Here is a 26,491-nt window from a genome sequence, read left to right as displayed (position 1 = left end):
AAAAAGACAAAACAAAAAGACTATTTCAAATTGAATTGTAAATCTGGATTATCACCTCTCTGAGTTATAATTTGTGACTCAATAAACTTAATGCGTTTATCCAGTGATCCACCTGCTCTTGGCTTAAGTGCTTTCAAATCCGAAAGAATAGCTTCTACTGATGTATATTGGGTTTGTGCAATCTGATGCACGGATTTAACATGATGTCTTCCCCAGTGCAATGTGAATATTAATCCCCAGAAAGAACCCAAAATACTGTCTTCCTTGGTATAATCTTTAAGTAACGCCTTAATTTTGGTTATATTGGAATGTCCTGGTGTGCTATCCCATATTCGTTTGTAGCTGTCCGGGAATGTCATCTTGGGATGAGTCGTTTTAAAAAATGATGGTTTTGTATGATGGATTTTTACAACATAATCATTCGGTTTATCTGGTCGATTTTTTTCCCTTAGGCTCTGAACTTTTTTATCTGGATTCAAACATTGTGTTGGAACCGCTCTCATGCCATTGGTGGAATACAGATATAAATCACCTACATTATTTTGGAATTGCCCTAGTTGATTATTTAAAGTGACATGTTCTACCTTTTCAGGATCGTAACTATCGTGGCCATGAATAAAGGTGACTTTAAATTTTTTAGACGTTCGAATCAAATCCTCATATTCACGTCCCCAGACCGTTGCGGCAACTACTTCGTCTGTTGAATTCAAATATTCACCTGCATAACCTCTATACATCATGTCATGGGTATAAAGCGTGTGAATTTCTCCCGTAGATGCTTTTTCTGCGAATTTTTTGTTAATTGCATCAATTGTTTTAGCCAAATCAACAGCCGACTCCTCTAAATAGGGTACTTTAAATTTTTGGGCGAGCCCTCGGATATGATTTAAACCGATGCCAGCATGACTAAACACTTTAATTTCATTTGCTTCTGGATCCAATGAGTAAGAAATAATCTTCAAGTGCCTTTTGTAAACTTGATGGTAAATATTTAATACTTCTTCATTTGAAATCGCACCAGCAGCTATTGCTTCTTGCAAAGCATGAAACGAATTACCATGCTGAATATTTCCTAATCTTTTTGCTACTAATTTATTTCCATTTTCCTTGAATAGTTCACAGGCCTCGACAAACTCAATTCCATGATTTGATAGTAATATTTCAAAATCAGCGCCTTGATCGTGCAAAGCTTGTAATAATTTTAAGATGAAATAATCAATAACACCGCGATCGACTAATTCATCACCTATCAAGCGAACCAGTTTTTTAGTATTAATAATTTTGATTTGCGCAATTAACTCATTATATTGTTCCTTGATTTCTTTCAGGCGCTCCTTTTTATTTTCAGCGCTAAAAACAGGTGCTTCTGTCCCCCAATAATCTGCCTGAAGCTCTGGCAAAGTATAAATTTCAGAAAATTTGGCATAATTTTCGGGAGAAATAGCAATTATTCCCTGGCGAACAAGGATATTGAGAAAAAGCAAGGCATTAGCATGCAAATCTCCCATGCTAATATCGGTCATGGAAAAATCTGCATTTACTTCAGGAAACTTTCTAATATCAATATTGGGATGGATAATTCTCTGAGTTTTCATTTATTTCTGATATAAACAACCATTATGTACATAATGATATCAGAATATAATTAGCATTGCCTTGCCCTTTGTAAAAGTAAATTGCATGGTTGGACAATCAGAGTCACATGAGGGATATCTCTTTTTCGAGAAATATCCCCCACAAAAAGTTGATATGTTAAAAAGATTTCATTCTTGATTTCAGTTTAACTATTCTGGATTACAAAATATAGCGAGCCAAATCCTCATCAGCGATTAGTTGGCCTAAATTCTTATCGACATAAGCTTTATCAACATGCACAGTTTCGCCAGCTTTATCAGTCGCTTCAAATGAAACCACTTCCAGTAAACGTTCCATGACGGTATATAATCTTCTTGCTCCGATATTTTCCGTACGCTCATTCACTTGCCAGGCTACTTCAGCAATACGTCGAATTCCTGTTTCATCAAAGGTAAGAGTCAATCCTTCGGTTTCCATCAAAGCGGAATACTGTAAAGTTAAAGAGGCGCTTGGCTCAGTAAGGATTCGTACGAAATCTTCCACCGAGAGGGCTGACAACTCGACGCGTATCGGCAGACGCCCTTGCAATTCAGCAATCAAATCAGAAGGTTTAGCTACATGAAAAGCACCTGAAGCAATGAATAAAATATGATCAGACTTTACCATGCCGTATTTTGTTGAAACGGTAGTTCCTTCGACTAATGGCAATAAATCTCGCTGAACTCCCTCACGTGATACATCTCCTCCACTTACAGTATCAGAGCGTTTGGCAATTTTATCCAACTCATCAATGAACACTATTCCATTTTGCTCAACACTTTCAATCGCTTTTAACTTGATATCTTCTTCGTTAATTAATTTTGCCGCTTCTTCCTCTCTCAAAATCTTCATTGCCTTGGCAACGGTCATTTTTCGAGTTTTCGTTCTGTAGCTTCCAACTTGTTGAAACATAGACTGCAATTGGCTAGTCATCTCTTCCATACCTGGAGGAGCCATAATTTCAATGCCAACAGGCGTTGCCGCTACTTCAATTTCAATTTCATTATCATTAAGCTCACCTTCGCGCAATTGCTTACGAAACACTTGACGAGCTGTCGTGTTTTTCTCACCAGGAGTTAATGTTCCTCGAGCAGGAGGGAGTAAAACATCCAGGATTCGTTCTTCAGCCGCATCTTCTGCCAGGTGCTCCACTTTTTTCATGGCAAATTCACGCTCTTGCTTGATTGCCATATCTGTTAAGTCACGAATGATCGAATCAACATCACGCCCCACATATCCTACTTCCGTGAATTTGGTTGCTTCTACTTTAATAAATGGAGCTTTAGCCAAATTAGCCAAACGCCTTGCAATCTCCGTCTTACCAACACCGGTAGGACCTATCATTAAAATATTTTTAGGCATTATCTCGTTGCGCAATACTGGATCTTTGATTTTCATTCGACGCCAGCGATTTCGTAATGCAATGGCTACGGCACGTTTTGCATCATCTTGACCAATAATGTGCTTATCTAATTCTTGAACTATCTCTCGAGGGGTCATGACCATATTATTTGCCTTCATCATTTAATTCTTCTATGGTTAAATTATTGTTAGTATAAATACAAATGTCGCCAGCGATTGTTAAAGCTTTCTGGACAATCTCCTTGGCAGATAACTGGGTGTTTTCCATAAGAGCTCTTGCTGCAGCTTGAGCAAAGGGGCCGCCAGAACCGATTGCAATTAAACTTTCTTCGGGCTCAATGACATCGCCATTACCGGTAATAATTAAAGAAGCCTTGCTATCCGCCACTGCAAGCACCGCCTCTAATCGACGAAGAATTCTATCGGTTCGCCAATCTTTAGCCAATTCAACAGCTGCTCTAATCAAATGCCCCTGATGCATTTCCAGTTTTGCTTCAAACCGTTCGAAAAGAGTAAAAGCATCAGCAGTACCTCCTGCAAAACCAGCAATCACTTTATCTTTATACAATCTCCGAACTTTACGTGCATTGCCTTTCATCACGGTATTGCCTAGGGTAACTTGCCCATCACCGCCAATGACAACCTGATTACCGCGTCGTACTGAAAGTATTGTTGTCCCATGAAATTGTTCCAAAATAAAATCCTCAATTACATTGCAGAAATAAAGTAAATGGGGATGATACGTAAAAAATCAATGGGGATTGGGAGAAAAATTAAGTGTTCTTAAATATCTCAAAAATATTAATCGTCATATCCACTCCCTTACGATCGTGGTTCGGTTTGAACGATCGTAAGGGAGTGGATATAAAATTATAAAAAAGAAACACCATGAGTGAGTGGCGAGGATAATTGCAAATACTCTGCAATGCTCTGACCGATATCAGCAAAACAATCTCTGCGCCCAATAAATTTACTATTTACTTGGGGACCAAACACTAATACAGGGATATGCTCTCGGGTATGATCAGATCCAGGGAATGTAGGATCACAGCCGTGATCTGCTGCAATAAAGACCATGTCATCGGGTTGTAAAACAGCGTCTAATTCTGGCAATCGCGTATCGAATTCTTCTAGTGCATGCGCATAACCAGCTACATTACGCCTATGCCCATAAGAAGAATCAAAATCAACAAAATTAGTAAATACCAAGCTGCCTTGTGGGGCTATTTTCATTGCAGATAAAGTGGCATCAAACAAAGCCATATTGCCATCCGCTTTGATTTCTTGGGTGACCCCTTGATGAGCATAGATGTCTGCAATCTTTCCTATAGCTATCACTTCCCGACCGGCTTGCTTTAGAAAATCAAGCAATGTTTTTTCCGGAGGAGGTGTAGCATAATCTTTTCTATTACCTGTTCTTTTAAACGACCCTGGATTTCCTGTAAAAGGGCGAGCAATCACTCGACCAATTTGATATTTATCTACTAAATTTCGAGCAATTTTGCAGATATCATAGAGACGTTGTAAACCAAATGCCTCTTCATGTGCGGCAATTTGAAATACGCTATCGGCAGAAGTGTATACGATCGGCTTACCGGTACGAATATGCTCCTCACCCAACTCGTCTATAATGATGGTTCCCGAAGCATGCTTTTCTCCCAAAACTCCTGGCAAATTACACTGCTTAATGAATTCTGAAATTAATTCTTCAGGGAAACAGTAAGGTTTATCAGGGAAATATCCCCACTCGAAAGTCACGGGCACCCCAGCCATTTCCCAATGACCACTGGGGGTATCTTTGCCCAAGCTTTGTTCCACTGCATATCCATAATATCCAGAAGGAATAGCTAAAGTAGCCAAATCGATAAAGGGTAACCCGGAACTGGCCATAGCAGCATGGTAAAGCCCCTTGCCCGCAAGATTTGGAAGCATTAAAGGACCTTTGCGAACCCCTTCTATATCGCACTCACCTCGTTTACACGCTTCATAAATGTGAACCAAGGTGTTAGCACCCGCATCTCCATACCTAGCTGCATCAAGGCTGGCTCCGATGCCAAAGGAATCCATTACTAATACACAAACTCGTCCGGTCATACTGTATGCTCAACTTGTTGGCAACGAGTTTCTTTTAATCCAAACAACAAAAGTAATGCGATCAATAGTCCTATGGGTAAAATGATTGCTGCATGCTGATACGCTTCGAGTAAATAAACTGGCACACCATTAATCAAACGAACATCACCATAATTCATCAATAAAGCACTAAAAAGGTTTTGATAAATAAGATACCCGCCTTGAGTTAATATGGACACGACACTGACAGCCGTTGCAGTCATCATGGGAGGGCTGCTTTCAGCAACCAAGGCATAGCTAATGACTTGAGCTGAAGTAAATAATCCTAATAAAAAGAACAATACGGCCATCATTGTCACTGAAACAGGTAAATAAAGTACTCCCAGCAAAATAAGTAAAGAGGCAAGGACTCCCCCTTTCATAGGCAACACACGCAACCCTACCTTATCAGATATCCACCCCATCAAAGGTGAACCTATAATGGCTCCAAAAAACAACATACCATTGATCATAGCTGCCTGATCAGGGCTAATGCCTAATCTCTGTTCAAGATATAAAGTCCCCATCATGGCGCCAAATACAGCAATGGCCATGTTCATAAGACTAGTGTATAAGGCTGCTCGCAAATTTTGAGCATTTAAGTAGGCTTTTCTTGCAGCCAAAAGCACATTGATAGGTTTTCCTTCTTTTTTGATTGCGACTTGAGGTCTTTCTTTAATCCAAAAAAACATGAGAACTAACATGGCCAAGCCCAATATCCCTACGTCTTGAACTGCTTGGCGCCATCCAACATATAGAACCAGTTTAGTTAAGGGGTATTGCGCCAGCATTCCTCCTGTCATTGCAACAGTTACAATCGCGCCAGTCACTAAAGCCATACGTTGGGGAGGAAACCAATGAGACGCCAAACGCACGGGACCCAAAAAGCAAAATGCACTACCTATTCCGGTCACAAACCTGCAAAATAAAGCCACATAAAACGAATCTGAGTAGGAGAGGATAAACGTACTAATCACACACAGAAACATAGCTATTAAAATGGTGTTTTTGATTGAAAACCTGTCCAAAACGATTCCGGCAATAAACAGAAAAATCACATTTGCCAAGTAATAGATACTGGATAAGTAAGCCATTTTATCTGCTTGAATCTGAAAATCCTGCATGATATTTGCTGCAATGGAAGCAAACATATTTCCCTGAATAAATTCATAAAAGAAAAACATGGTTGCTGCAAAACAAACCAGCCATGGCATTAGCGATGCTTTAACATCGAATGCTTTAAATTCATCCACTACCTGCATTATTTCTCCTCTCTATCGCTTGCAGTATGTTTCACGAGTCATGAGCACAGCAACCAGTCCTGCAATTGCGGCAACAGGAAACATCCACATGGCAAATTGAAAATCGCTAACCGTATATGCCGTAACATTTGTTCCCGCGTGATGTGTCATAAGCCAACCAAACAGAACTTGAGCAACACCGCCCCCACCCATAATAATGACAGAAGCAATTCCAGTTGCAGCACCAGTATTTTCTGGCTGATTGCTTTCAGCAACCAGGGGGTAAGAAATCACTTGCGTGCTGGTAAATAATCCCAAAGCAAAAAAGAGGATACTGAGACTCATTTGAGTCAGAACCACATTGATAAATAGAGGAATAGTAGTAATCAAAGTAGCTATCGCTCCGAAAATCATTAAGGGTTTGCGACGTCCCTGAGTATCGGATAACCAACCAACCAAAGGGCAACCAACAACACTCCCCATGAAAATAAGGCTTACGACATTGCTTGCCGCAATATCAGGCAAATGATGAGCTACCTGCAGGTAACTTGCGCCCCATAGGGCACACAAAACCATAATGGGTAAATTAAGCAGAGAGGTATACAAGCCTGCCAGCCAATTTTGTTTATTGGATAGAGCTTTCATGAAACTCGATAGTATTTGTCCTTCATTGGTTAATTTATGTGCTGGTGACTCTTCAGGCCTGTCTTGCACAATCATGTAAATCCATAATATTAAAAAAGCTCCAACAACCCCATCAATTAACAAGGCACGTCGCCAGCCAAACAGATCATTCAAATAAGCAAAAGGGGTATGCGCCATCATGCCACCAATAAATGCCATGGTAACTAATGAGCCAATGACTAATGCCTGTCTTCTGGGAGGAAACCAATGAGAGACCAAAACAACACAAGATAAAAAGCAAAACGCATTGCCTATTCCTGAGAGAAAATGGAAAAATGAGGCGAGAAAAAATGATTCCGTAACTGCAAACCCTATTGTTCCAACAACACAAACAAACATTGCGGTGAGAATAACTTTCCTGGTTGAAAACCTGTCGAGAATAAGACCGGCTGGTAAAAGAAAAAGAATATCAGCCCATAAATAAGTGCTCGACATCCAACTTAATTGGGTGGCATCTATATGAAAATCTTCTCGAAGCGACTGATTAATAACATCAAAAATATTGAGTTGAAAAAACTCGTATAAAAAGAAAAGCCCCGCGGAAAGACACACTACCCAAGCCATAAAGTCACCACGGGGAACAAAAGTTCTCGACTCCACTGCGACAGAATGCGACACCACCTCTCCTTTATTTAAGGCCTAAAAACTGCGGCAAATTATATCAAAACTTAAAAAGTATTGGTATCTTTATTGAACAATTTATTTCTTGGGGACTTCATCCCTGCTTCACTTCGTTTATAATGCAACCGACAGGTAGCAACATAGGATTCATTGCCGCCTATCAATACCTGCTCACCCTCAACAACAGCTTGCCCATTTTCATCAATTCTCATATTCATAGTTGCTTTACGGCCACAATGACAAATTGTCTTTAATTCGATTAACTCGTCTGCCCATGCCAGTAAAAATTGACTTCCCGGAAATAATTCGCCTCTAAAGTCAGTACGCAAGCCATAAGCTAGTACTGGGATAGACATTTGATCTGTTATTTCCGTTAATTGATACACTTGCTCTCGAGTCAAAAATTGAGCCTCGTCAATCAGGACACAAGAGTATTTCTGAGTTTGTAGTTGAAATTCTTGAGTTAAAACATACAGGTTATCCGAATTGTTAAAAGCATAAGCCTGTTCGGATAGACCGATTCGTGAACAGATAGTTCCATATTGGTAACGTGTATCGATAGCTGGGGTAAACAACAGAGTTTGCATACCTCGCTCTCTGTAATTATAGCTAGACTGCAGTAATACCGTACTTTTACCTGCGTTCATAGCGGCATAGTAGAAATATAATTTTGCCATGGATTTATTATTTTGAGCTTCGTTTGCTTTACTTTACTATGAGATGGAATCGGAAACCACTGCTCAACAACTCAGCACAGGTGAATAAAACAATATCAAGGTATCCCGATGAACTTTGAACTTGTTGATGGGTGTGAATCTTGCAAGTAATTCCCCGGGAATCTGCTGAGTTTCTTTGCTATTGATAACTAAATAGTTTTCCAAATGGTTGGAGAGTAATTTACATAATCCGTTTGGGTTTTTAACTGATTTCACTTGACCTCTCGAGTAAAACTCAGCGGAAAAATCAGTCTTGTATCCCCAATAAACCAGATGGCTGCGTGCAGTTGGCTTCTGATTCAACCATGCAGTAATAATCTGTTTATGTGTATTAGGCACAACGTCTGGTTTTATACCAAGAACAAAAGCCCCTGCCAAAAATAAAACACCACAGAGTAATGAGGAGATAAAGATCCACTTCAAATGTTTCAGTCCTGGATTCAAACGATTCAAAATTTCAGCAAAAAGCAAAGCAAATGCAGGTAGAGAAGGAAACACATAGGGGTATATGATATTGTTGGCAAAAGTGAAAAAAAGAAGTGGAGTAATCATCCAAAGAGTTAAATAACTTAACCACCCGTCTTCACTTTGGCATAGCGAAGGCAGCATTTTTCCATGTTTCACCAACCAGCCGCCTGCTATAATATTCCACGGAAAGATGCCTGCTATAGCATATAACCATATCGTTCCTTTAGGTACATGATGTACTATTCCGTATTTATCACCAGACCAGCCCGGGGTTAAAAATCGATGGAAATGCTCTCCCAGGATAAAATAATTTAAAAATCCAGGAGTTCGTAATTCAGCCAGAACATACCAGGGCATAGAAATTAACAAAAGAAGAAATGTGCCTTTAAACCACGGTAATCTTTTCCATAGATTAAGCCATTCATTACGTAAGAGAACCCAGAAAAATACAGTCATTCCGACCAGTACCACAGCAATTGGGCCTTTTGCTAATAAACCCAGGCCTAATCCTGTGAAAAATGCATAAGACCATATTTTGTTTTCATAAACCATGGCTTGCCAAAATGAGACACTTGCAAGCGTGATACAAAAAAGTAATGCGGGGTCAGTCATCACTGTGCCTGCATCAAGGAAAAAATAAAGCGATCCTGCCAGTATTAATAAGGAAAAAAGCGCAGCCATTGAGCCGCTCTGTTTTTTTGCCAGTCCCCAAATCAACCATAAAACACCAATAGACAGCAAAAGACCCGGCAAGCGGACTGCAAATTCATTAACACCCAATAGTTGCATAAAAAAAGCAGACAACCAGGTGGATAAAGGTGGTTTAGCCCAAAAAGGAACGCCATAATCCTGCTGCAAAGTCACCCAGTTACCTGTTTCCAACATTTTGCGTGCAATTTCAGCGTAACGGGATTCGGTCGTATCAAATAAAGGAAAAAAATAATTGGCAACCAATCGACATATCAGCAGAAAAGCCAGTACAAACAAGGTGTAATTAAAGAATTTTTGTTGAATCTCTTTATCTGCTTGAAAACTCAAAATATACCTCTTTCATTTAAACAACTAAATCGGAGTACCATTTAGTGAAGCATTGGAGTGAGCCTGTGGTATATTGGACATAGCGTTTCCAGGAATAAACTCCATAAAGTCAATTATTCCCTAACCTACCATTCCGTTTTGATAAATCTTCACGCCCAAGCCAGGTTTCTCAATTTTTAAATGAATATTATATATTTTTAAATTGTATAATGAAAATACATGACGTCAGCTTAAGTTTAGTTTACACTGGCCACTGTAAGTATTTCTTACATTAATCTTACTTGGATTTTTGGAGACTAACATGACGTTTGTTTTAAAGGAATTTGATGTACTAAAAAGTCATTTTAATGACACCGTTAAAATCATCCTGCAACGCGAAAAAAAAGACAAAATTGAAGACCTTCCTAACCCCAGAAAAGAAGAGCTTCAATTTCTGACTGCCGTTCTCAATCAACTAGAAGCAAAAATAGATGAACTGAAACCACGTTCATTAGCAAGCTATGTCCATGTGTTTTATGGTGCTATGCTGCTAGTTTGCAAAGACGTTGAAAATAATCTGCGGGTGATGGAAAAGAAAGAAAACAGCTTACTGTTTACTCGCTTGATGGATGGAATGGGTATTACTGATGAAAACATACCGACCTCTGAGCAAAACATTATGTTTTACAGAGGATTAAATAAATTCTTAAATTTCATTTATGAAAACAATGATTCTCGTAAAGGCTTAAAAAAAGAGCATTTCCTGCAAGTCCTTTCGTTAAAAAAGATATTCTCTCTAGCCAAATTGAGTTATGAGCAAGAAGAATCAGCTGAAAATAGTGCTTTGGCAAAATTGACTGCTGATGGAAAAACCAAAGCCAATGCGAATAGCTTCCATGTGGAAAAACAAATCGACTCATCCATTGTTGAGCAATTCAAATCCTGGGATGAGATGAAAGGTGCTCTTCATCAATTAATTCTTGATGAACTTTCTGATAAGAACGTAGCTAAAATTTCTGCTTTAAGCCAAGCCCGTTCAGCACAACTGAAATTTTTACAAACCATGGCAGAACAACTGGACAAGATCCCTAACCAGTCTCTTGAGTCGTCTGAAAAAATGGCAATTCTTGCGGGAGCGATGTATATTGTTCGTGGCCAAATAGCCCAGGAGTATGGAAAAGATCCATTAAGCAACGATAAAATCAGCGCTACTGTGATACATACTGGTTTAAGCACTATACTTCATGCTAATGCAGATTGCTGTGAAGACAAGGAAGTACTGATTGCTGCTGCCAATAAGTTCATTCGTCATATGGTCATTGAACGTCCTGAACAGTCAAATAAAAAAATCACTAAGGAATCCATTCGAGAAAACAACATGTTTTCAGACATCGCTGGATTCCAATTGATTTCTGTCTTGACGTTAATACAAAACATGATAAAAACATGTCGTACTGATGCCATTGAAGCTTGTGTCACCAAACGTAAGGAAGAGCTGGAAGCATTAAAACCCAAAAAAGAGGGTTATTCCATTACGAGTTCAGTTACTGGATATGTTGGTAGCTGGTTTAAAAAAGCACCAACCACATCTGAAGAAGACGAAGAGGATGACTTAAAAGATCAAAACACTGCAGAAGAAACTAGTAAACCGACAGTATAATTCATTTGAACAATTAACGTCGTTTTTCATTCATAAACAGCCTTACTTTAAAAGTAAGGCTGTTTATTTGTATTTCTTATTTTAATAAATTCTTAAATATAAGCTATTCATCGTAATTTTTGTTACAATAGTGACAATATTTTTCTCAATTGAACTTACACATATTAAATTTCGAATGAAAATCAAGACTGTTACGAGATATTTACTACTTTTCTCAATATTTTTCCTGATAGGATTTAACAACGTATTTGCTCAAAAAAAAGCGATAGCAATCACAATTGATGATTTGCCCTTTGTTGGTGAATACCGCAACTTTCATCTGAATATGATGATGAATACAATGAAGGATGAAAAAGTCCCAGCAACAGGTTTTATCATTGCCAAAGAAGTAAGGCCTGATAATTGGGAAATACTCCATAAATTTCGTGATGCAGGTTTCGGCTTGGGCAACCATACTTTTTCTCATGCCAATTTAAACAAACTTAAAGCGAAAGAATATATACAGGAAATTAAAGAAGCAGATTCACTTTTAATGCCTGTCCTCACTGCACCCAAGTATTTTCGCTATCCCTACTTGGCGATGAGTTCTGGTAATAAAAAAAATAAAATCCTCTGCTATCTTGAAAAACATCACTACCAAGTTGCCCCGATTACCATTGACAGCAAAGATTTTGTCTTTAATCAACGCTTATTGTCTGTTCCTGAGATGGGCAGGCGAGCTTACCTGGATGAGTTGAAGCCTTTTTATCTGGATTTTATCTGGCAACAAACTTTAAAAGCAGAAGACCATACGCAATATCATCGTAATCCAGATCAAGCGCAAATCCTGTTAATCCATGCTAACTTACTGAATGCTTATGCCCTACCCGATATTATCAATTTATACAAACAAAATGGTTACACATTTGTGAGCCTGGAAGATGCCTTAAAAACATTCAAAGATAACTATCATTGCCATAAAACCCTAAAAAAACCTGTCGAAGAAGAAACAGATTTAAACATAGAATCATTTATGGATTGGGATGAATAACCACGATGAAATCTTCAGATTGTAAAATTTTTTTGCCAGACCATTATTTCTGGCTCCTATATAATTCTCTCTGTTTAACCTCGGTAACCCTGCTACTCTTAAAATTGCAATAACTAATTGATACAACCATTTGTAAAAAATTTAATTAATTTGATCTATAATTAACAAGGCAGTGGGTTTGATCAAACGATAGGGATAATGCTTTGAACAAGGTGATAAAGGAATCACAAAAGTTCACTCTGCGCAACCTGGCTAATATGTTATTTTGCGTGGATAGAACTGTTTTGCCCACACAATCTAATATAGCAAATATACAAACAAAAAGCATAATTTACAATGATCTTTGTAAAGATAGCTTCGATACTGAGGTCCCTCTTAACAGCAACCCTCTTTCCATAGCTGGATTCACATTGGTTGAATTATTAGTAACCCTATCTGTTTTTGCCATCATCTTAACTCTAATTGTCCCTTCGTTAAGAACCATGATTTTGAATAACCGTTTAACTTCAAACATTGATTCACTGGTAAGCTCATTAAATTACGCGCGTGGAGTGGCACTTGATCGGGCAGTCAATGTGGCAGTATGTCCGTTAGGTTCACCAGGTTCAACTGCCTGTGGAGCCAACTGGAGCTCAGGATGGATAGTAGTAACCCAACCAGTAGCAGGAGCACCTACTCTTTTAAAAACGCATCAAACCTCAGTGAATGATCCTGTTATCACTTCGAACGTAGCCAGTGTTGTTTTTGACCCACATGGGTTATCAACAACTCAAAGTAACTTCACTATGTGTGATAACCGAGGAAATGCGTTTGCCCGCTCGGCAATGGTTTTGGCCACTGGATTTGTTCAATCAGGATCTGTACCAGGCCAGGCTGTCTGGAATAATGGGGCTCTAAACTGCCCTTAGCGGAGATAGAATATGATGAACCGAATGGGTACATTCGCAAAATATAAAGGGATGACCTTGCTGGAAGTATTGATATCCGTAGTCATATTAGCCGTTGGCATGTTAGGGATTGCCAGCATGTTGATAGTCAGTAATAAAGCGAATAATTCCAGTTATGCAAAACTCCAAGCCGTACAGGCGGTCTATGATATTTTTGACAGAATTCGAGCGAATTCAGAAGCAGCATCGAATGGGAGTTATAATGTCAGTAATATTGGTAGTAATGGATACCCTACGTCGGTGACTGCTCCTTCAGTATTATGCAATGCATCGGTGTGCAATCCAAATCAACTGGCACAATATGATACCTGGTATTGGCTTACCAGGGTGGTGTCGCAACTGCCTAATGGAAGTGGTTCAATAACTTCTGCCCTCTCTGGTGTGGCAGGGAATACCGTGATTACCGTCACTGTACAATGGGATGATAGCAAAGCACAAAATGAGTTAGGGGCAAGCAGCGCTTCTTCAGGAACTGCCAATTTCGTTCAATTCAGAGTACAGAGTCAGATATGAATATTAACTACAGACTACAACAAGGATTTTCATTAGTCGAGTTGATGATAGCCACCTTGGTTGGATTGATACTCACTTATTCTATTTTACAAATATACCTTGCCCAAACCCAACTCTACAAAGCCTCTAATTCTCAGGATCTTATTCAAAGCACTGAAAATGCCATATCCAATTTACTCATACCAACGATCAGATCGGCTGGATTTGCCGGCTGTGGATCCATCATCACCGCAGTTTCCAGTCTAAATGCTGGTGGCCCAAGGCCTTTGGGAGTATTAAATACAACACCAACAATCCTTATGGGTTACAATGGAAGCGGAGCGAGCTTTACCATAACCCAAAGTAATCCTGCAAATAGCACCAATGCCAGTCATTGGTCACCCGCATTAGACTCTACCCTTGTTGGCAATGCTCAGCAAGGTAGTGATGTGTTGGTGGTATTAGGTTCTACCTCTGACAGCTATCCAACAGGAATAACTACGATTGATCCCGGCAGCAGTACCTTTGTAGTTCAAGGCACTAGCGGGATGTCCCTTACCTCTGGAATGTTTGGATCGGTCTCTGATTGTGGTAAAACCGTAATATTTCAAATCACTGGAGTAGCAGGAACTACGATTACTCATGATGCAGGTGCTGGAGTACTGCAAAATGGAAGCAGTGCTTTCCCTGTCAATTTTCAAACCGGCTCCCAATTCATACCCATCCAACAAACTGCATTTTTTGTTGGTCAAGGCCAAGGAGGGCAAAGCGCATTAATGCGAGCCTCTCTCGTTGGCAACAGCTGGACTATACAGCCATTAGTTCCTGGTGTGGAAATCATGAAAGTCCAGTATGGTATTGGCAATAACGGAGTCGTTACTCGATACGTTTCTGCCAATGCCGTAACCGATTGGGCACAGGTCTATGCTATTCGTTTGGGATTTTTGATAGCAGGTCAACTCGGATCAGGAAGCTTAACAACGAGACAATATAACGTTTTGGATACGCAAATCACGGTACCCGCTGATAACCGCTTAAGGCATGTTTTTGAATTGACCATCAACTTGAGGAACTCCATATCATGAACATAACCTCTACAAATCAATATACAAAGCAACAGGGTTATGTCCTGATAACCTCTCTTGTGCTTATGTCAATGCTCACTGTTTTAGCCTTGACCCAGATATCACAAAACACGTCTCAAACTCGGATTGCAACCAATGCAACCGATTCAGAAATCAGTTTTGAAAAAACTGAAGGCGCCATTAATGAAGCCATTAATCTGATTATAAATGGTACTTATAATCCTCAAAGTTTTCTCGCCAGTAATAATGGAATGTATTTATTTGACCAAAGTGCTACTACTCCACTTTGGAAAACGATTAACTGGTCAAGTAGTTCGGCCGTCATTAATAGCTTTCAAGGCAACACAGGGGCACAAGCCAGCTATTTTCTTGAAAAACTGCCATCCGTTATTATGCCAGGTCAGAATATGAAAAAACCGAGTAATGTCTACAGAATAACTGCCCGATCAGCAGGAGCAAGCGGGGATACTTCCGTACTCATACAAAGTACAATTCAAATTCAACAGTAGGTTTTGATTATCATGGACGCTTTAAAATTTTGGAATTTAATCAGAAAGGGAATTCAGAAGGCAATTAAAATTCTACCGCGAACATTTATAGCTATTTTATTGTCTGCTTCTGTTTCTCTTTATGCCGTTCCATTAACAATTCCACAAATCCCACTCATCATTGCCAGCCCGATTCATCCTCAAGTTCTGATACTTATAGGTAACTCTCAATCGATGGATGGTAATTTGAGTGGGGCAATTATGACGGGATCCGGCTCTCTGTCAACCGGTTTAAGCTCCCTTTACAATTCCAGTTCACCGGTGAATTATACCGTACCAGCTGGTTTCACCCCGCCAGTACAAGGCCCTGATGTCAACGGCTTGGCGCCTTATACTGTCATCCAGAGCGGTAATAAAGTCGATAACAGCGCAAGCCGGCTCAATGTGGCAAAAGCTGGAGTGAAAGCCATTATTGAAAATTACATGCCTACCACCGACTTTGCATTGGGCACCTACAGTACAAGTAACATCAGCTCGTATAACACCTGGGTTTATTACATGTCGCCACCCGGTAGTAATTTTGTGTTCACCAACACACCGGTAGCTGGAAATCGGTACGTTATCAATCCTTGTTATAATTACGGTTCCGCTTCATCAACTGTTTCAAGTAACTGTTCATCCATTGGAAACTTGTATGGTACTACGCTGGTTTCTTCAAGCCAGTATTTACAAATTGGTGGATCAAGCGATGATCCAACTATTAATGACGTGCTCTATGCTGGAAGTGGATTTCCTGGGGTTTTTGTCAGTTTTAATGGCCCATCTCCAGCAACCCCTTATCCTCCAAATTTTTCTCTTGGCAATTATAATAATGGTAATGTGCTTCTTTCCTATTCTTCAACCAGACCTTCGATTGGAAGTTTTGCTACAGGACCTACCAATGCAGGTTTTGTCCCCTTTTCACAACAGGTAATGTATGTGCAACGAGGTTTTGGCTATTACAGTAATCAATCTTTTAACACGGGTAATATGCGAGTTAATATGACTACAGCAGGAACAAATCCAACCACGACCAGTGTTACCAATGCCATTAATGCCTTTTTACCCCATTTGAAGCCTGAAACCAACTCCACTGCGACCACTGAAATAAAAGCGGCCGCAGTACAATCCCCTCTTGCAGGACTATTGACCCGCTCTCGAAGTTTTATGAAGACTGTAGGAACTACCAGTGGCAATTGCCCGCAAAAACAATACATCATATTAATTTCTGATGGATTACCAACCCAAGACCTCCAATCAAGGTATTGGCCACCACTAGGTAGTGCGGCTGCGACTGGCTATGGGGTCACCGCAACATTTAATGCCGATGGCTCACTGAACAGCACAAACAGTCAGGCTCTATCCGATGTGATCAACGAAATAAAAGCTTTAAAAAATGATGGTGTTTTAACTTTTATAATAGGGATGGGAGCTGGTGTCGATCCTGCTGTAAATCCTGAGGCAGCAGCAACCCTCAGGGCTATGGCCGTTGCAGGAGGTACAGAAAACTACTACCCTGCGACAAGTCCTCAAGCCCTAGTCAATAGTTTGAATTCCATTCTCTCAAATATTCAAAATGGCTCTTTTTCAACTTCTGCCGCAGCCATCAGCTCAACTCGTATTGACAGCAGTACTGTGGAATATCAAGCCAACTTTATAACCAGAGACACCCCTTATCAGGATTGGACAGGTAATTTGACAGCCATAGAACTCGATGAGAATACCGGAGAACCAACCAATTCTATACAATGGTCAGCTCAATCGGCACTTGATTCCTTAGTATCAGGAACCGGATGGTCAAACAATCGAAAGATAGCCACTTGGGATCCCATAGCCGCAGATGGAATACCGTTTCGCTGGGCCAATATTAATGCAGCACAACAAGCACAATTACAACCAAGTGATTTATTAGGAGAAAAACGATTAGAATACCTACGTGGCAATGCTGCCCTGGAAAAAAGAAACGGAGGAACATTCCGTGATCGCTCGCATGTATTGGGAGACATTATCGATAGCCAGGTAATTTATGTTGGCCCGCCACGATCCCCTTACTTAACAACCAGTTACACCAGCTTTGCAAAAGCCAATGCCAATCGACAGCCCATGTTATACGTTGGGGCAAATGACGGAATGCTTCACGCCTTTAATGCGACCACCGGAGAAGAGTTTTTTGCGTTTATTCCCAATGCAGTATTTAATAATCTTCATCAACTCACCTCTCCCCTGTACAATCAAAATCATTTATTCTTTGTCAACGGATCTCCTGAAAGCGCTGATGTACAATTTTCAGATGGTTCCTGGCATACCATTCTGGTAGGAGGTGAAAATGCAGGTGGTAAAAGCATTTTTGCCCTGGATATCACTAATCCGACAAACCTGAGTTCTGAACCAGGAGTGGCCAATGCCGTGCTATGGGAATTTACGGATATGGATTTGGGGTTAACTTACAGCAAACCTCAAATAGGTCAAATCAGATCAGGAAGTCCATCTTCATTAAATTTTGCCGTCTTTTTTGGCAATGGATACAACAGTACAAACAACACATCTGTATTTTATGCTGTCGACCCTCAAACAGGTACACTACTAAGAAAAATAGATCTTTGTGCTGCTGTGCCTTCAGCTTGTAATGTCAATTTACCCCAAGGATTATCGACAGTCGCTTTGGGGCAAAAAGACGGACTGCAAGCTGATCCTATTACTGTAGTATATGCCGGGGATTTACAAGGCAATTTATGGGCAATAGATGTTTCTTCCGCTGATCCTGCCAGTTGGAGTGCCCGCGTATTATTCCAGGCAAGAGATTCTGCAGGAACACCACAGCCTATCACTACACCTCCTTTAGTAACATTAAACCCTAATTATCCTCGCAATCCAGGCCTTTTTGTTGTGTTTGGTACCGGGCAACTTCTAACAACAGCCGATTTAGTGACTACCCAAAGACAAACCATTTATGGAGTATGGGACAAGCCGCTTTCATCCGTGCCTTATGTTCGTGCCAATCTGCAACAACAAACTTTGACCTTGGTTAACTCAGCGACATCCGGTTTATCTACAAACATTATCACTGCCACGGCCAATACCATCAACTGGAGCAACAAAGTGGGATGGTTTGCCGATCTGCCTATAGTAGGACAAAGACTAATCACAACACCTGAACTAATTAACGGAGCATTTATTGCAACAATAAACACTCCCCCTCTTAATTCGTGCGGTCTTGGATTCACATCCATGCTGCTGGAACTGAATTTCTTAAATGGTGGAGCTTTCCAATATGCACGATTTGATATTTCCGGCGATGGAGGCTTCGATATAGCCGATCAGTATAATGGAGCCTACCCAGTTGGAATTGGTTTGTCCAACAGTTATGCCAACTCACCAACTGTGCTTGGGCCTAACAAAGATAACAACCTGGTCATTCTGATCACCCAATCGGATGGAACACAAACCACTGTTATCGCCCCTAACATTACACCAAGAAAAATAGGCTGGTGGCAAATTCAATAGAGGATACCCAAATGCGCAGCAATGAACATTTTATGAAGAATAACTATATGAGACAATCAGCGTTTACCCTGGTTGAAGTTCTGATCAGCATGGTCATTGTGGGAATTCTGGTTTCAATTGCCTATCCATCCTATTTACAATATATCCAAAAATCCCGCCGTGCCGATGCTCACGCCACATTGACGCAAGATCAAATCATTTTAGAACGCTGCTATTCACAGAATTTTTCCTATGCTGCAGCATGTGGCGCCTTACCAGCATTTCCTCAAACAACGCCGAACGGGTACTATACTATCAATATTTCAAACCTGACAGCCACAACGTATACCTTAACCGCAACCCCTGTCGGAACCCAAGCCAAAGATACTGAGTGTGCCAGCATGTCAATTAATCAGGCCAATGTAAAAACAGCAGTAGATTCCTCTGCTAATGCGCAACCAGAATGCTGGAATCCCAGTTAATGCTGTAAAAAATCCTTTACACAGAGGATTTAATTCGAGTAGATTGGCCAGTAAGGGAAAGTCCAACTTAATTTGAAATGGAAATTTTTTGCTTTTTAATAGGCGTACTTTATGTCTATACCTATAATATTTATCTAACTATTGCGATTCCTTTACTCTTTTATATCACACCAAGATATCCAATTGTCCTGTTCTTCCTCGCCGGGTGCGGCTTTGCCCTGATTCACCAGTGGATTGTATTACCCAAGGGCATGCCTGATACGCAAGTAATCATTCAAGCCCAATTGGAAGGAACAATTGCTTCTATCCCCATGCAACGTCCTAACAAAACTCAATTCCATTTTGCAATTGAAAAAATTAATAATAACCCTGCTCAAGGCTTGATCCAATTAAACTGGTATAACAAACCACCTGTCTTACGCGCTGGTCAGCGATGGCAACTTTCAGTGAAACTAAAAAAACCTCGTAATTTCCGCAACCCAGGAGGTTTTAATTATGTACACTACCTGGCAGCTCGTCATATCCATTGGACTGGTTATATTCGTTATGGGAATAATAAACTAATTAGCAATCACCCCCCCTCTTTCAGTTGGTTAACACTACGTGAAAAAATAGGTGATGCTCTGACCAAACTGTCACCTGATATGGAAACAGCAGGCATTATCGAAGCATTGACGTTAAATGTAACTCACCATATCAGTTCAGAACATTGGAATTTGTTCCGAAGAACAGGAACGGTACATTTATTCGGGATTTCAGGAGAGCACATCGCTCTGGTCTCTGGCATTTTCTTTATAGTGATAAGATGGATTTGGTCAATGAGCTATCGTTGCTGTTTGCTCTTATCGGCCAATACCATAGCGAGTATCGGTGGATTACTGGCCGCCTTGCCCTATGCTTTTTTAGCCGGGTTTGAACCTCCTGTACAGCGTGCTTTAATTGGTTGTCTACTTTACACAATATACGCGATTGGAAAACAACGCTTTACGCCATGGCAAATATGGAGATATGCCTTATTCTTAGTCTTGTGTATTGAACCCCATGCCGTATTCCTGCAAGGGTTTTATTTTTCATTTCTTGCTGTGGCCTGTCTTTTATTGACTCACCAACGTTGGCCACTGAAAAATTATAAAAAAACACTAGCATTACAATTAAGCTGCCTCATTGGATTGATGCCTTTAACTCTCCATTGGTACTCCTATGGCTCTATTAATGGAATTCTTGCCAATTTATTCGCCATACCTTTAGTCAGCTTTCTGATAGTACCCTTGGCTTTAATGACTATGATTATGAGCCCATTTGATTGGTCATGGATATTAATGAAACCATTGGCATGGCTTGTTGCCTTGTTACTGCAAGGGCTAACGTATGTTGAGCAAATAGCAGTGATCAATATCACCTGGTCCATCACCTCGGTAACAATGATGCTCGCTATGACTGCAGGACTGTTTTTAAGGGTATTATTACCTGTCAAGCCATTCAGACACTTGGCTATCCTTTGGATTATCATTCCCTTATTTCCGCCTCGTACTGCAATTTATCCGGGTGAGGCATTAATTAATATTTTGGATGTTGGGCAAGGGCTGGCTGTTGCGATACAAACACAACATCATGTTTTACTCTACGATACGGGAGATTCCTATTTTCAGGGGAGTGATTTAGGGCAAATGGCGATAATACCCTTTTTCAGGTCAATTGGAATAAAGACAATTGACAAAATAGTAATAAGTCATCCCGATAAAGATCATAAGGGCGGATTAAATTCTCTTGAAAAAGAGATGCAAGTCAATCAATTAATAGTGAATGATCCCTATTTTTATAAACGTGGAAGTAGTTGTCATTCATACCCACAATGGCAATGGGATGGGGTGATTTTTCGTTTTTTACCTATCCGGGAATCTTTCACTAAAAAAAATAATAACTCTTGTATCTTACAGGTAAGTAATTCGACTGGCAGGGTTTTATTAACAGGAGATATTGAAAAAGCGGCTGAAGAGTACCTGATAAGAAACTACGGCAGTCAGCTGGCATCCGAAATTTTAGTTGTGCCTCATCATGGGAGTAAAACGTCTTCATCCTATCGATTTTTGCTGGAAGTAAGTCCGCTTTATGCCATTGCATCTTTGGGATTTGATAATCGCTTCAAATTTCCGCATTCTAAAACTTTGCAAAGCATGAAAACATTAGATATCACTTTTTTTAGAACAGACGAATGCGGAATGGCAGAAATCAAACTACCTGCATCAGGTAAAGTTCACAGACCAACCTGTATGCAGGCTAAATGAATAGATGCATTGGCTGACCAATGTATTTTACTTCATCATTCCAAGTGCTATACCTCTAAGTCTTATTAGCCGATTGGAACCACCAGTCACTCAATGGCGTATTATTGTAATACTTTAAATGTTCAGTAAAAAATTGTAACGCTTTGTCCTTTTGATTAGTGTGTATCAACACCAACAAATAAGTCTGGAAAAAAAGCTCTATCTGTGCATCGCTTCCGCCTAATTGTGCACACTCGCCAATCACTGGCTCCATCAACTTCAAGGCAGTCTTGTAATCGGCATCGGCGAAGGCATAAATACCCTGACATAAAGGTAAAACGACATCGCCCCATAGAGCATCAGAAGAAGGTGAACAGGCGTAAGACTTCATTCTTTTCAACGACTCATCCGCTTCGTTTTTATAACCCGATCTCACCAGACAATAAATAAAATGAGCACTCGTAAACCCGGTATAATATTCCAATGGATGGGTACTTAAATGGTCCACAACCTGATTTAATAATCTGTCTTGGGGTAAACCTGCCATATCCATGCGCCATAAAAGGGAAATAGTATCCAACTGCTCAAGCACAGTATCAGGCAATGCCCCTGAAATATGGGGATATAACTTTTTAACTTCCTCTTCATTACGATTTGCCAAATAAAATAGCGCTAAATGCCAGGTGTTATGACCTTTCAACAAAGGTAAAATGTCCTCCCAGGTTTTTTGTAAATCTCGAAGTCTATTGATACCACCAGTAATATCACTTGTTAATAAATACACATGAGCCAGGGTATGATGTGCCCAAGGAGTGAGCAAATTCATTATGATAGCCTCTTCAGCCATTTCCCTGGCTTTAGAATATTGTCCGCATAACTCCAAAGCAAAGGAATGTATCGCTAAAAAATGTGACTCATCCTGATTCTCGGGAGCGCACCTATCACATACTTTAAGAAAATACTCGGCATTAAAAGCCTGTCCTGTACAATAAAAAAGCCATTCCACAAATTTAAGTGCCAGAGTATCTCTGGGATACCTTTCAAGCAGAGTTACTAACAAACTAATGGCATTGGCATAATCTCGCTTAGACCAATTCGTTACTGCTTCAAAAATTAATTTTTCACGTTCATTCGCTGATGTTAATAACCTGGATGCTGCTTGCAAATAATTGCTGGCTTGTTCATTCGCTACATCTTCTTGTGCATACAAATAAAAAGCAGCCGCATAAGTTTGAATTAATAAATTGTCGGTATATTTTTTTGCTGAATCCAGAATTTGGATTGCGTTTTGACCGGAACTTAATACTTGTTCATGAAAATAATTGATACTATCTACTGCCTCTATGGAGCCTGTCGTTACTTCCAATCCACGTTGAGTATGCATTCTCGAAATCCTGTCAATGAATGAAGCAATGATTAAATGATAGCACAAATAATAAGCAATAAAGATGGAAGTAACTCTCCTATTAGATGATAATACGACCTGAGATCTCGATGACAGGGGCAAAGTTCCAAGTACTCTTACTAAAATTGTTTTCCTGACTAGGTATTAATACAACATCAGATTACCCACTTCCCCCCTAATCATGCTTTATCATTTAACTGAATTACCATCACCTGAATTGGATGATTAGTTACGTTTTCATCATTGTGTAATTCGTCAGGAATGTCTTTGGTGAGATAATAAGCCTTACCTTTCTTTAATTTTAAATAGTGTACTTTTCCTTTATTGTTTGTAATTTTCAATGTCCCATCCGTCAATGCAACCAAAACCCGATCGTTATCATGCCTGTGCATGGGCAAAACTTGTTTTGAAGAGGGATAGATAATTGTTTTCCACACCGTTACCCTGGCATTAGATAATTGTTCAATACGTTGGGTTGATAATCCTGCAGCCTGGAGCGCACTTGTACCCAGAATAAAGATCATAACCCATTTGAATAAATTAATTTTTTTCATCATGTTAAATTACTCTCCATTTTCAAATCAAATAACAGTGTATCATTTCGCTTATTTCTCAATTTTCCTTTAACTTTCCGACACATAGCTCACAAAATTGCTATAATTAAAGTAGGAGGTCATTGTAAGGAGTTTGAAGATGTTAACTACATTTCTAGCCACAGTGATTGGCTGGTATTTAGTCATAGTAAGCTTATTCTTATTATTCCATAATGAGCATGCAAAATCAGCTATGGCAGAGATTATAGCTCATCGCGGGTCACAATTGATTATGGCTATAGTAACCTTGATTATAGGTTTACTTTTAGTCGTCAGTCATAATATCTGGGTAATGGGCTGGCCTGTTGTTATTACTCTTTTTGCATGGTTAGTCTTGCTTGGTGGTTTAATTAGATTTTTATGCCCCAATACCGCAGTTAGAGTAGGCCAATCATTTGTCGATAATCCAATGAGACTAAAAATAGCAGCTGTAATATTCTTTATTATTGGTTTATTCCTGTTATTTAATGTCTATTATGTTTATTTGAGATAAACGAAGAGTTAGTAGGTACTGTGGCTCATTTTGTTTAGGGAAAGAAAGGAAGCGATAAAGACATTGTTAATTCAGCAGCAAGGAATGCTATGATATGATGCTTAATGTGATATACCTATAACAAAATGACTAGAACCCAAGCCCATTTTCCTTATCAAACGATCGTTTTTTCAACCCTTAAAATAATTCCACTCGTATTGAACTGGTTATTAAAATTCGCTTTGCTCATTATTATAATCGCAGTTTTTATTCCACTATCCCCCAAAATGCCAGCCCCCGGTCTTGATGCCTCTTGGGCAGTAGGACTCAATCAAGCAGTTGCCCAAGGTTTGGCTTTTGGCAAAGATATTTTTTTTACCTTAGGACCTTATTCTTCCATCTATACTAAATTCTACCACCCTGCTACAGATTTCATGATGGTTGGCGGAAGTTTGTATTTGGCCCTGTGTTACTGGAAAGCCATTATTCTTTTGATGCAAGGCATTAAATGGCGTTGGAGTATCGCTTTTGCAATACTTCTTTTCAGTATGATTTATGCTCGGGATGCGTTGTTTTTTTCCTATTCGTTAATCATTGGATTACTCATTCATAAAGAAATTCATGGAAAAAAGAGCCTCTTAAAAAGCAATTTTTTCACTTTATTTGCTTTGCTTTTTACCCCATTCGGTTTATTTCCTCTGATCAAAGGCTCTCTTTTAATATTAAGTATCATTACCATACTCTTGTGTTCTGTCTTTTTGAGCCTTTATAAACAGCGTACTCTTGCTGTGATCTGTCTGGCATCTCCAGTAGTGTCCTTGTTGTTTTTTTGGATAGCATCCGGACAGTCTATTTTCCATCTGCCAGCTTATCTTAGTAACACGATCTGGCTCGCCTCAGGTTTTACTGAAGCCATGGCAACTGAAGGAGACAATAAAGAACTAATATTCTTTGGGATTACCTCTTTTTGTATTCTCTTATCAATTCTTTTGCAAAAACAGCTTTCACTATTATCCAAAGTCTTTCTATTTTGTATCTATTTTGTTTTTCTTTTCCTGTCTTATAAAACGGGTTTCACAAGACATTTTGGCCATGCCTTTATCGCTGGTACCTCTGTTTTGCTAGCCTCTTTTTTATTGCCGTATTTAAATCCCAACAACAAAGTAATAATCCCAGTATTAGCCCTATCCCTTTATACAGCGAGTTATATCAACGGGCACTATACCAAAATATCCGTTCACGATAATTTCATTTCCACCTATACCGCCGCTTATTATGGTCTTAAAAACAGAATTCAACATAAGAATTGGTTAAAAGAAAATTTTTCATTAACTATGAATTATTTGAAAGCCCGTGATGATTTCCCCATATTACCAGGTACTACTGATATTTATTCCTACAATCAAACATCATTAATCGCCTCGGGAATGCAATGGTCACCAAGGCCAATCTTTCAGAGTTATTCTGTTTTTACCGCAAAAATGGCAGAAATCAATAAGAATTATCTTTTGAGTGAGAACAAACCGGATAATATCATTTTTAAAGTAGAACCAATTGACAATAGAATTCCTTCAATGGAAGACGGGATGAGCTGGCCAACCTTGATTAATCATTATCAACCAGTACGGTTCGAAAATGATTTTTTATTTTTAAGAAAAAAATTAGTTAACAAGCCTGTAACACCTTTAGTGCCATTAAAAACAGAAATTCATACTTTTGGAGAGCAAGTTAAAATACCCGATACTGATATACCTCTTTTTGTCGAAATAGATATTCAACCAACGTTTTGGGGTATGCTCGCAACCATCTTTTTCAAGCCTCATCAGCTTCAAGCCAATTTGGAATTAAACAATGGTACCCTAAGACAATATAGGCTCATTTCCAATATGGCAAAATCCGGTTTTCTATTATCGCCTTTCGTAGAAAACAGCGCTGAATTTGGATTATTATTTAGCCAGAATAATTACCTGGCAAGTAAAAAGGTTATTTCATTTTCCCTTAACTCAAAGCAAGTGCCTTCCTCACACTGGCAAACGAAATATACTATTCATTATAAAACTTTTGCCAGCAATAATTAAAACACCATGAATGAGACAATAAAAACAGTATACCCAGGTCTTCTTTGTTGGTTTTTTGTTTAAATTCCAAACAAATATCTTCCCAAAAAGAAAATTAACAAGTAAAATTATGTACTAAAATAATTCATATAGTTTTAT

General features: G+C 39.4%; 21 protein-coding genes. 11 read left to right on the top strand and 10 right to left on the bottom strand.

Annotation, left to right across the window (positions count from 1 at the left end):
• Positions 1-20 precede the first annotated feature (20 nt).
• The 8 genes from wip to OQJ02_RS03205 all read right to left on the bottom strand — a co-directional run bounded on the left by wip (position 21) and on the right by OQJ02_RS03205 (position 9,856).
• Positions 21-1,595, bottom strand: coding sequence for a Dot/Icm T4SS effector Wip (gene wip / locus OQJ02_RS03240; protein ID WP_265717846.1), 1,575 nt, complete (start codon positions 1,593-1,595; stop codon positions 21-23).
• Between the two features lie 199 nt (positions 1,596-1,794).
• Entirely contained in the window at positions 1,795-3,120 is a 1,326-nt protein-coding gene (gene hslU, locus OQJ02_RS03235; protein ID WP_011213230.1) for an ATP-dependent protease ATPase subunit HslU, read from the bottom strand.
• 1 nt (position 3,121) lies between these two features.
• A complete protein-coding gene (gene hslV, locus OQJ02_RS03230) occupies positions 3,122-3,670 on the bottom strand; it encodes an ATP-dependent protease subunit HslV (protein ID WP_010946377.1) in 549 nt (182 codons plus the stop codon).
• A 176-nt stretch (positions 3,671-3,846) separates the two neighbouring features.
• Positions 3,847-5,070, bottom strand: a complete 1,224-nt coding sequence (locus tag OQJ02_RS03225; RefSeq protein WP_265717845.1) for a phosphopentomutase — start codon at positions 5,068-5,070, stop codon at positions 3,847-3,849.
• On the bottom strand, positions 5,067-6,350 hold the full coding sequence (locus OQJ02_RS03220) for an MFS transporter (protein ID WP_038837651.1): 1,284 nt from the start codon (positions 6,348-6,350) through the stop codon (positions 5,067-5,069). The genes OQJ02_RS03225 and OQJ02_RS03220 overlap by 4 nt, the downstream gene beginning before the upstream one ends.
• Positions 6,351-6,362: 12 nt before the next feature.
• A complete protein-coding gene (locus OQJ02_RS03215) occupies positions 6,363-7,631 on the bottom strand; it encodes an MFS transporter (protein WP_015444770.1) in 1,269 nt (422 codons plus the stop codon).
• Between the two features lie 50 nt (positions 7,632-7,681).
• Entirely contained in the window at positions 7,682-8,311 is a 630-nt protein-coding gene (locus OQJ02_RS03210; protein ID WP_265717844.1) for a thymidine kinase, read from the bottom strand.
• Positions 8,312-8,374: 63 nt separating this feature from the next.
• Complete coding sequence (locus OQJ02_RS03205) at positions 8,375-9,856, bottom strand: ArnT family glycosyltransferase (protein WP_265717843.1); 1,482 nt, start codon at positions 9,854-9,856, stop codon at positions 8,375-8,377.
• 289 nt (positions 9,857-10,145) lie between these two features.
• On the opposite strand from OQJ02_RS03205, the gene OQJ02_RS03200 reads away from it, so the two are divergent.
• From OQJ02_RS03200 to OQJ02_RS03160, 9 genes are all read left to right on the top strand, one after another.
• Positions 10,146-11,495, top strand: coding sequence for a lpg0634 family Dot/Icm T4SS effector (locus tag OQJ02_RS03200; RefSeq protein WP_265717842.1), 1,350 nt, complete (start codon positions 10,146-10,148; stop codon positions 11,493-11,495).
• 175 nt (positions 11,496-11,670) lie between these two features.
• Complete coding sequence (locus tag OQJ02_RS03195) at positions 11,671-12,525, top strand: polysaccharide deacetylase family protein (RefSeq protein ID WP_265717841.1); 855 nt, start codon at positions 11,671-11,673, stop codon at positions 12,523-12,525.
• A 203-nt stretch (positions 12,526-12,728) separates the two neighbouring features.
• Positions 12,729-13,433: a GspH/FimT family pseudopilin gene (locus tag OQJ02_RS03190; RefSeq protein WP_322783367.1), complete on the top strand. Its 705-nt coding sequence runs from the start codon at positions 12,729-12,731 to the stop codon at positions 13,431-13,433.
• Between the two features lie 12 nt (positions 13,434-13,445).
• Positions 13,446-13,985 carry a type IV pilus modification protein PilV gene (pilV, locus tag OQJ02_RS03185; RefSeq protein WP_265717840.1) on the top strand — a complete coding sequence of 180 codons (540 nt, stop codon included), beginning with the start codon at positions 13,446-13,448 and terminating at the stop codon, positions 13,983-13,985.
• Entirely contained in the window at positions 13,982-15,049 is a 1,068-nt protein-coding gene (locus tag OQJ02_RS03180; protein WP_265717839.1) for a PilW family protein, read from the top strand. Before pilV ends, OQJ02_RS03180 begins: the two co-directional genes overlap by 4 nt.
• Positions 15,046-15,558 (top strand): pilus assembly PilX family protein, encoded by a 513-nt coding sequence (locus OQJ02_RS03175; RefSeq protein WP_265717838.1) that lies wholly within the window; start codon positions 15,046-15,048, stop codon positions 15,556-15,558. Before OQJ02_RS03180 ends, OQJ02_RS03175 begins: the two co-directional genes overlap by 4 nt.
• Positions 15,559-15,570: 12 nt before the next feature.
• Positions 15,571-19,080, top strand: coding sequence for a pilus assembly protein (locus tag OQJ02_RS03170; protein WP_265717837.1), 3,510 nt, complete (start codon positions 15,571-15,573; stop codon positions 19,078-19,080).
• An 11-nt stretch (positions 19,081-19,091) separates the two neighbouring features.
• On the top strand, positions 19,092-19,541 hold the full coding sequence (locus OQJ02_RS03165) for a type IV pilin protein (protein ID WP_265717836.1): 450 nt from the start codon (positions 19,092-19,094) through the stop codon (positions 19,539-19,541).
• A gap of 77 nt (positions 19,542-19,618) precedes the next feature.
• Positions 19,619-21,826, top strand: a complete 2,208-nt coding sequence (locus OQJ02_RS03160) for a DNA internalization-related competence protein ComEC/Rec2 (RefSeq protein ID WP_265717835.1) — start codon at positions 19,619-19,621, stop codon at positions 21,824-21,826.
• A 55-nt stretch (positions 21,827-21,881) separates the two neighbouring features.
• Here OQJ02_RS03160 and OQJ02_RS03155 read toward each other — a convergent pair whose 3' ends face one another.
• Together OQJ02_RS03155 and OQJ02_RS03150 are read right to left on the bottom strand one after the other, a co-directional pair.
• Positions 21,882-23,189 (bottom strand): tetratricopeptide repeat protein, encoded by a 1,308-nt coding sequence (locus OQJ02_RS03155; protein ID WP_265717834.1) that lies wholly within the window; start codon positions 23,187-23,189, stop codon positions 21,882-21,884.
• A gap of 200 nt (positions 23,190-23,389) precedes the next feature.
• Positions 23,390-23,767, bottom strand: a complete 378-nt coding sequence (locus OQJ02_RS03150; protein WP_265717833.1) for a hypothetical protein — start codon at positions 23,765-23,767, stop codon at positions 23,390-23,392.
• Positions 23,768-23,903: 136 nt separating this feature from the next.
• Here OQJ02_RS03150 and OQJ02_RS03145 point away from each other — a divergent pair, with 136 nt between their 5' ends.
• Positions 23,904-24,296, top strand: coding sequence for a hypothetical protein (locus OQJ02_RS03145; RefSeq protein ID WP_265717832.1), 393 nt, complete (start codon positions 23,904-23,906; stop codon positions 24,294-24,296).
• Between the two features lie 125 nt (positions 24,297-24,421).
• Positions 24,422-26,353 carry a hypothetical protein gene (locus OQJ02_RS03140; protein WP_265717831.1) on the top strand — a complete coding sequence of 644 codons (1,932 nt, stop codon included), beginning with the start codon at positions 24,422-24,424 and terminating at the stop codon, positions 26,351-26,353.
• Positions 26,354-26,491 lie beyond the last annotated feature (138 nt).

This window comes from Legionella sp. PATHC032 (assembly GCF_026191185.1).
Classification (GTDB): Bacteria; Pseudomonadota; Gammaproteobacteria; order Legionellales; family Legionellaceae; genus Legionella.
The sequence above is the reverse complement of the archived record's forward strand: the minus strand, read 5'-3'. Positions and strand labels throughout refer to the sequence as shown.

Coding starts and splice junctions, on each gene's coding strand:
- OQJ02_RS03210 (WP_265717844.1), bottom strand. CDS start 8,311: ATGGCAAAATTATATTTCTACTATGCCGCTATGAACGCAGGTAAAAGT.
- OQJ02_RS03180 (WP_265717839.1), top strand. CDS start 13,982: ATGAATATTAACTACAGACTACAACAAGGATTTTCATTAGTCGAGTTG.
- OQJ02_RS03220 (WP_038837651.1), bottom strand. CDS start 6,350: ATGCAGGTAGTGGATGAATTTAAAGCATTCGATGTTAAAGCATCGCTA.
- OQJ02_RS03155 (WP_265717834.1), bottom strand. CDS start 23,189: ATGCATACTCAACGTGGATTGGAAGTAACGACAGGCTCCATAGAGGCA.
- OQJ02_RS03140 (WP_265717831.1), top strand. CDS start 24,422: ATGACTAGAACCCAAGCCCATTTTCCTTATCAAACGATCGTTTTTTCA.
- OQJ02_RS03165 (WP_265717836.1), top strand. CDS start 19,092: ATGCGCAGCAATGAACATTTTATGAAGAATAACTATATGAGACAATCA.
- OQJ02_RS03145 (WP_265717832.1), top strand. CDS start 23,904: ATGTTAACTACATTTCTAGCCACAGTGATTGGCTGGTATTTAGTCATA.
- wip (WP_265717846.1), bottom strand. CDS start 1,595: ATGAAAACTCAGAGAATTATCCATCCCAATATTGATATTAGAAAGTTT.
- hslU (WP_011213230.1), bottom strand. CDS start 3,120: ATGGTCATGACCCCTCGAGAGATAGTTCAAGAATTAGATAAGCACATT.
- OQJ02_RS03225 (WP_265717845.1), bottom strand. CDS start 5,070: ATGACCGGACGAGTTTGTGTATTAGTAATGGATTCCTTTGGCATCGGA.
- OQJ02_RS03150 (WP_265717833.1), bottom strand. CDS start 23,767: ATGATGAAAAAAATTAATTTATTCAAATGGGTTATGATCTTTATTCTG.
- OQJ02_RS03175 (WP_265717838.1), top strand. CDS start 15,046: ATGAACATAACCTCTACAAATCAATATACAAAGCAACAGGGTTATGTC.
- OQJ02_RS03195 (WP_265717841.1), top strand. CDS start 11,671: ATGAAAATCAAGACTGTTACGAGATATTTACTACTTTTCTCAATATTT.
- pilV (WP_265717840.1), top strand. CDS start 13,446: ATGATGAACCGAATGGGTACATTCGCAAAATATAAAGGGATGACCTTG.
- OQJ02_RS03160 (WP_265717835.1), top strand. CDS start 19,619: ATGGAAATTTTTTGCTTTTTAATAGGCGTACTTTATGTCTATACCTAT.
- OQJ02_RS03170 (WP_265717837.1), top strand. CDS start 15,571: ATGGACGCTTTAAAATTTTGGAATTTAATCAGAAAGGGAATTCAGAAG.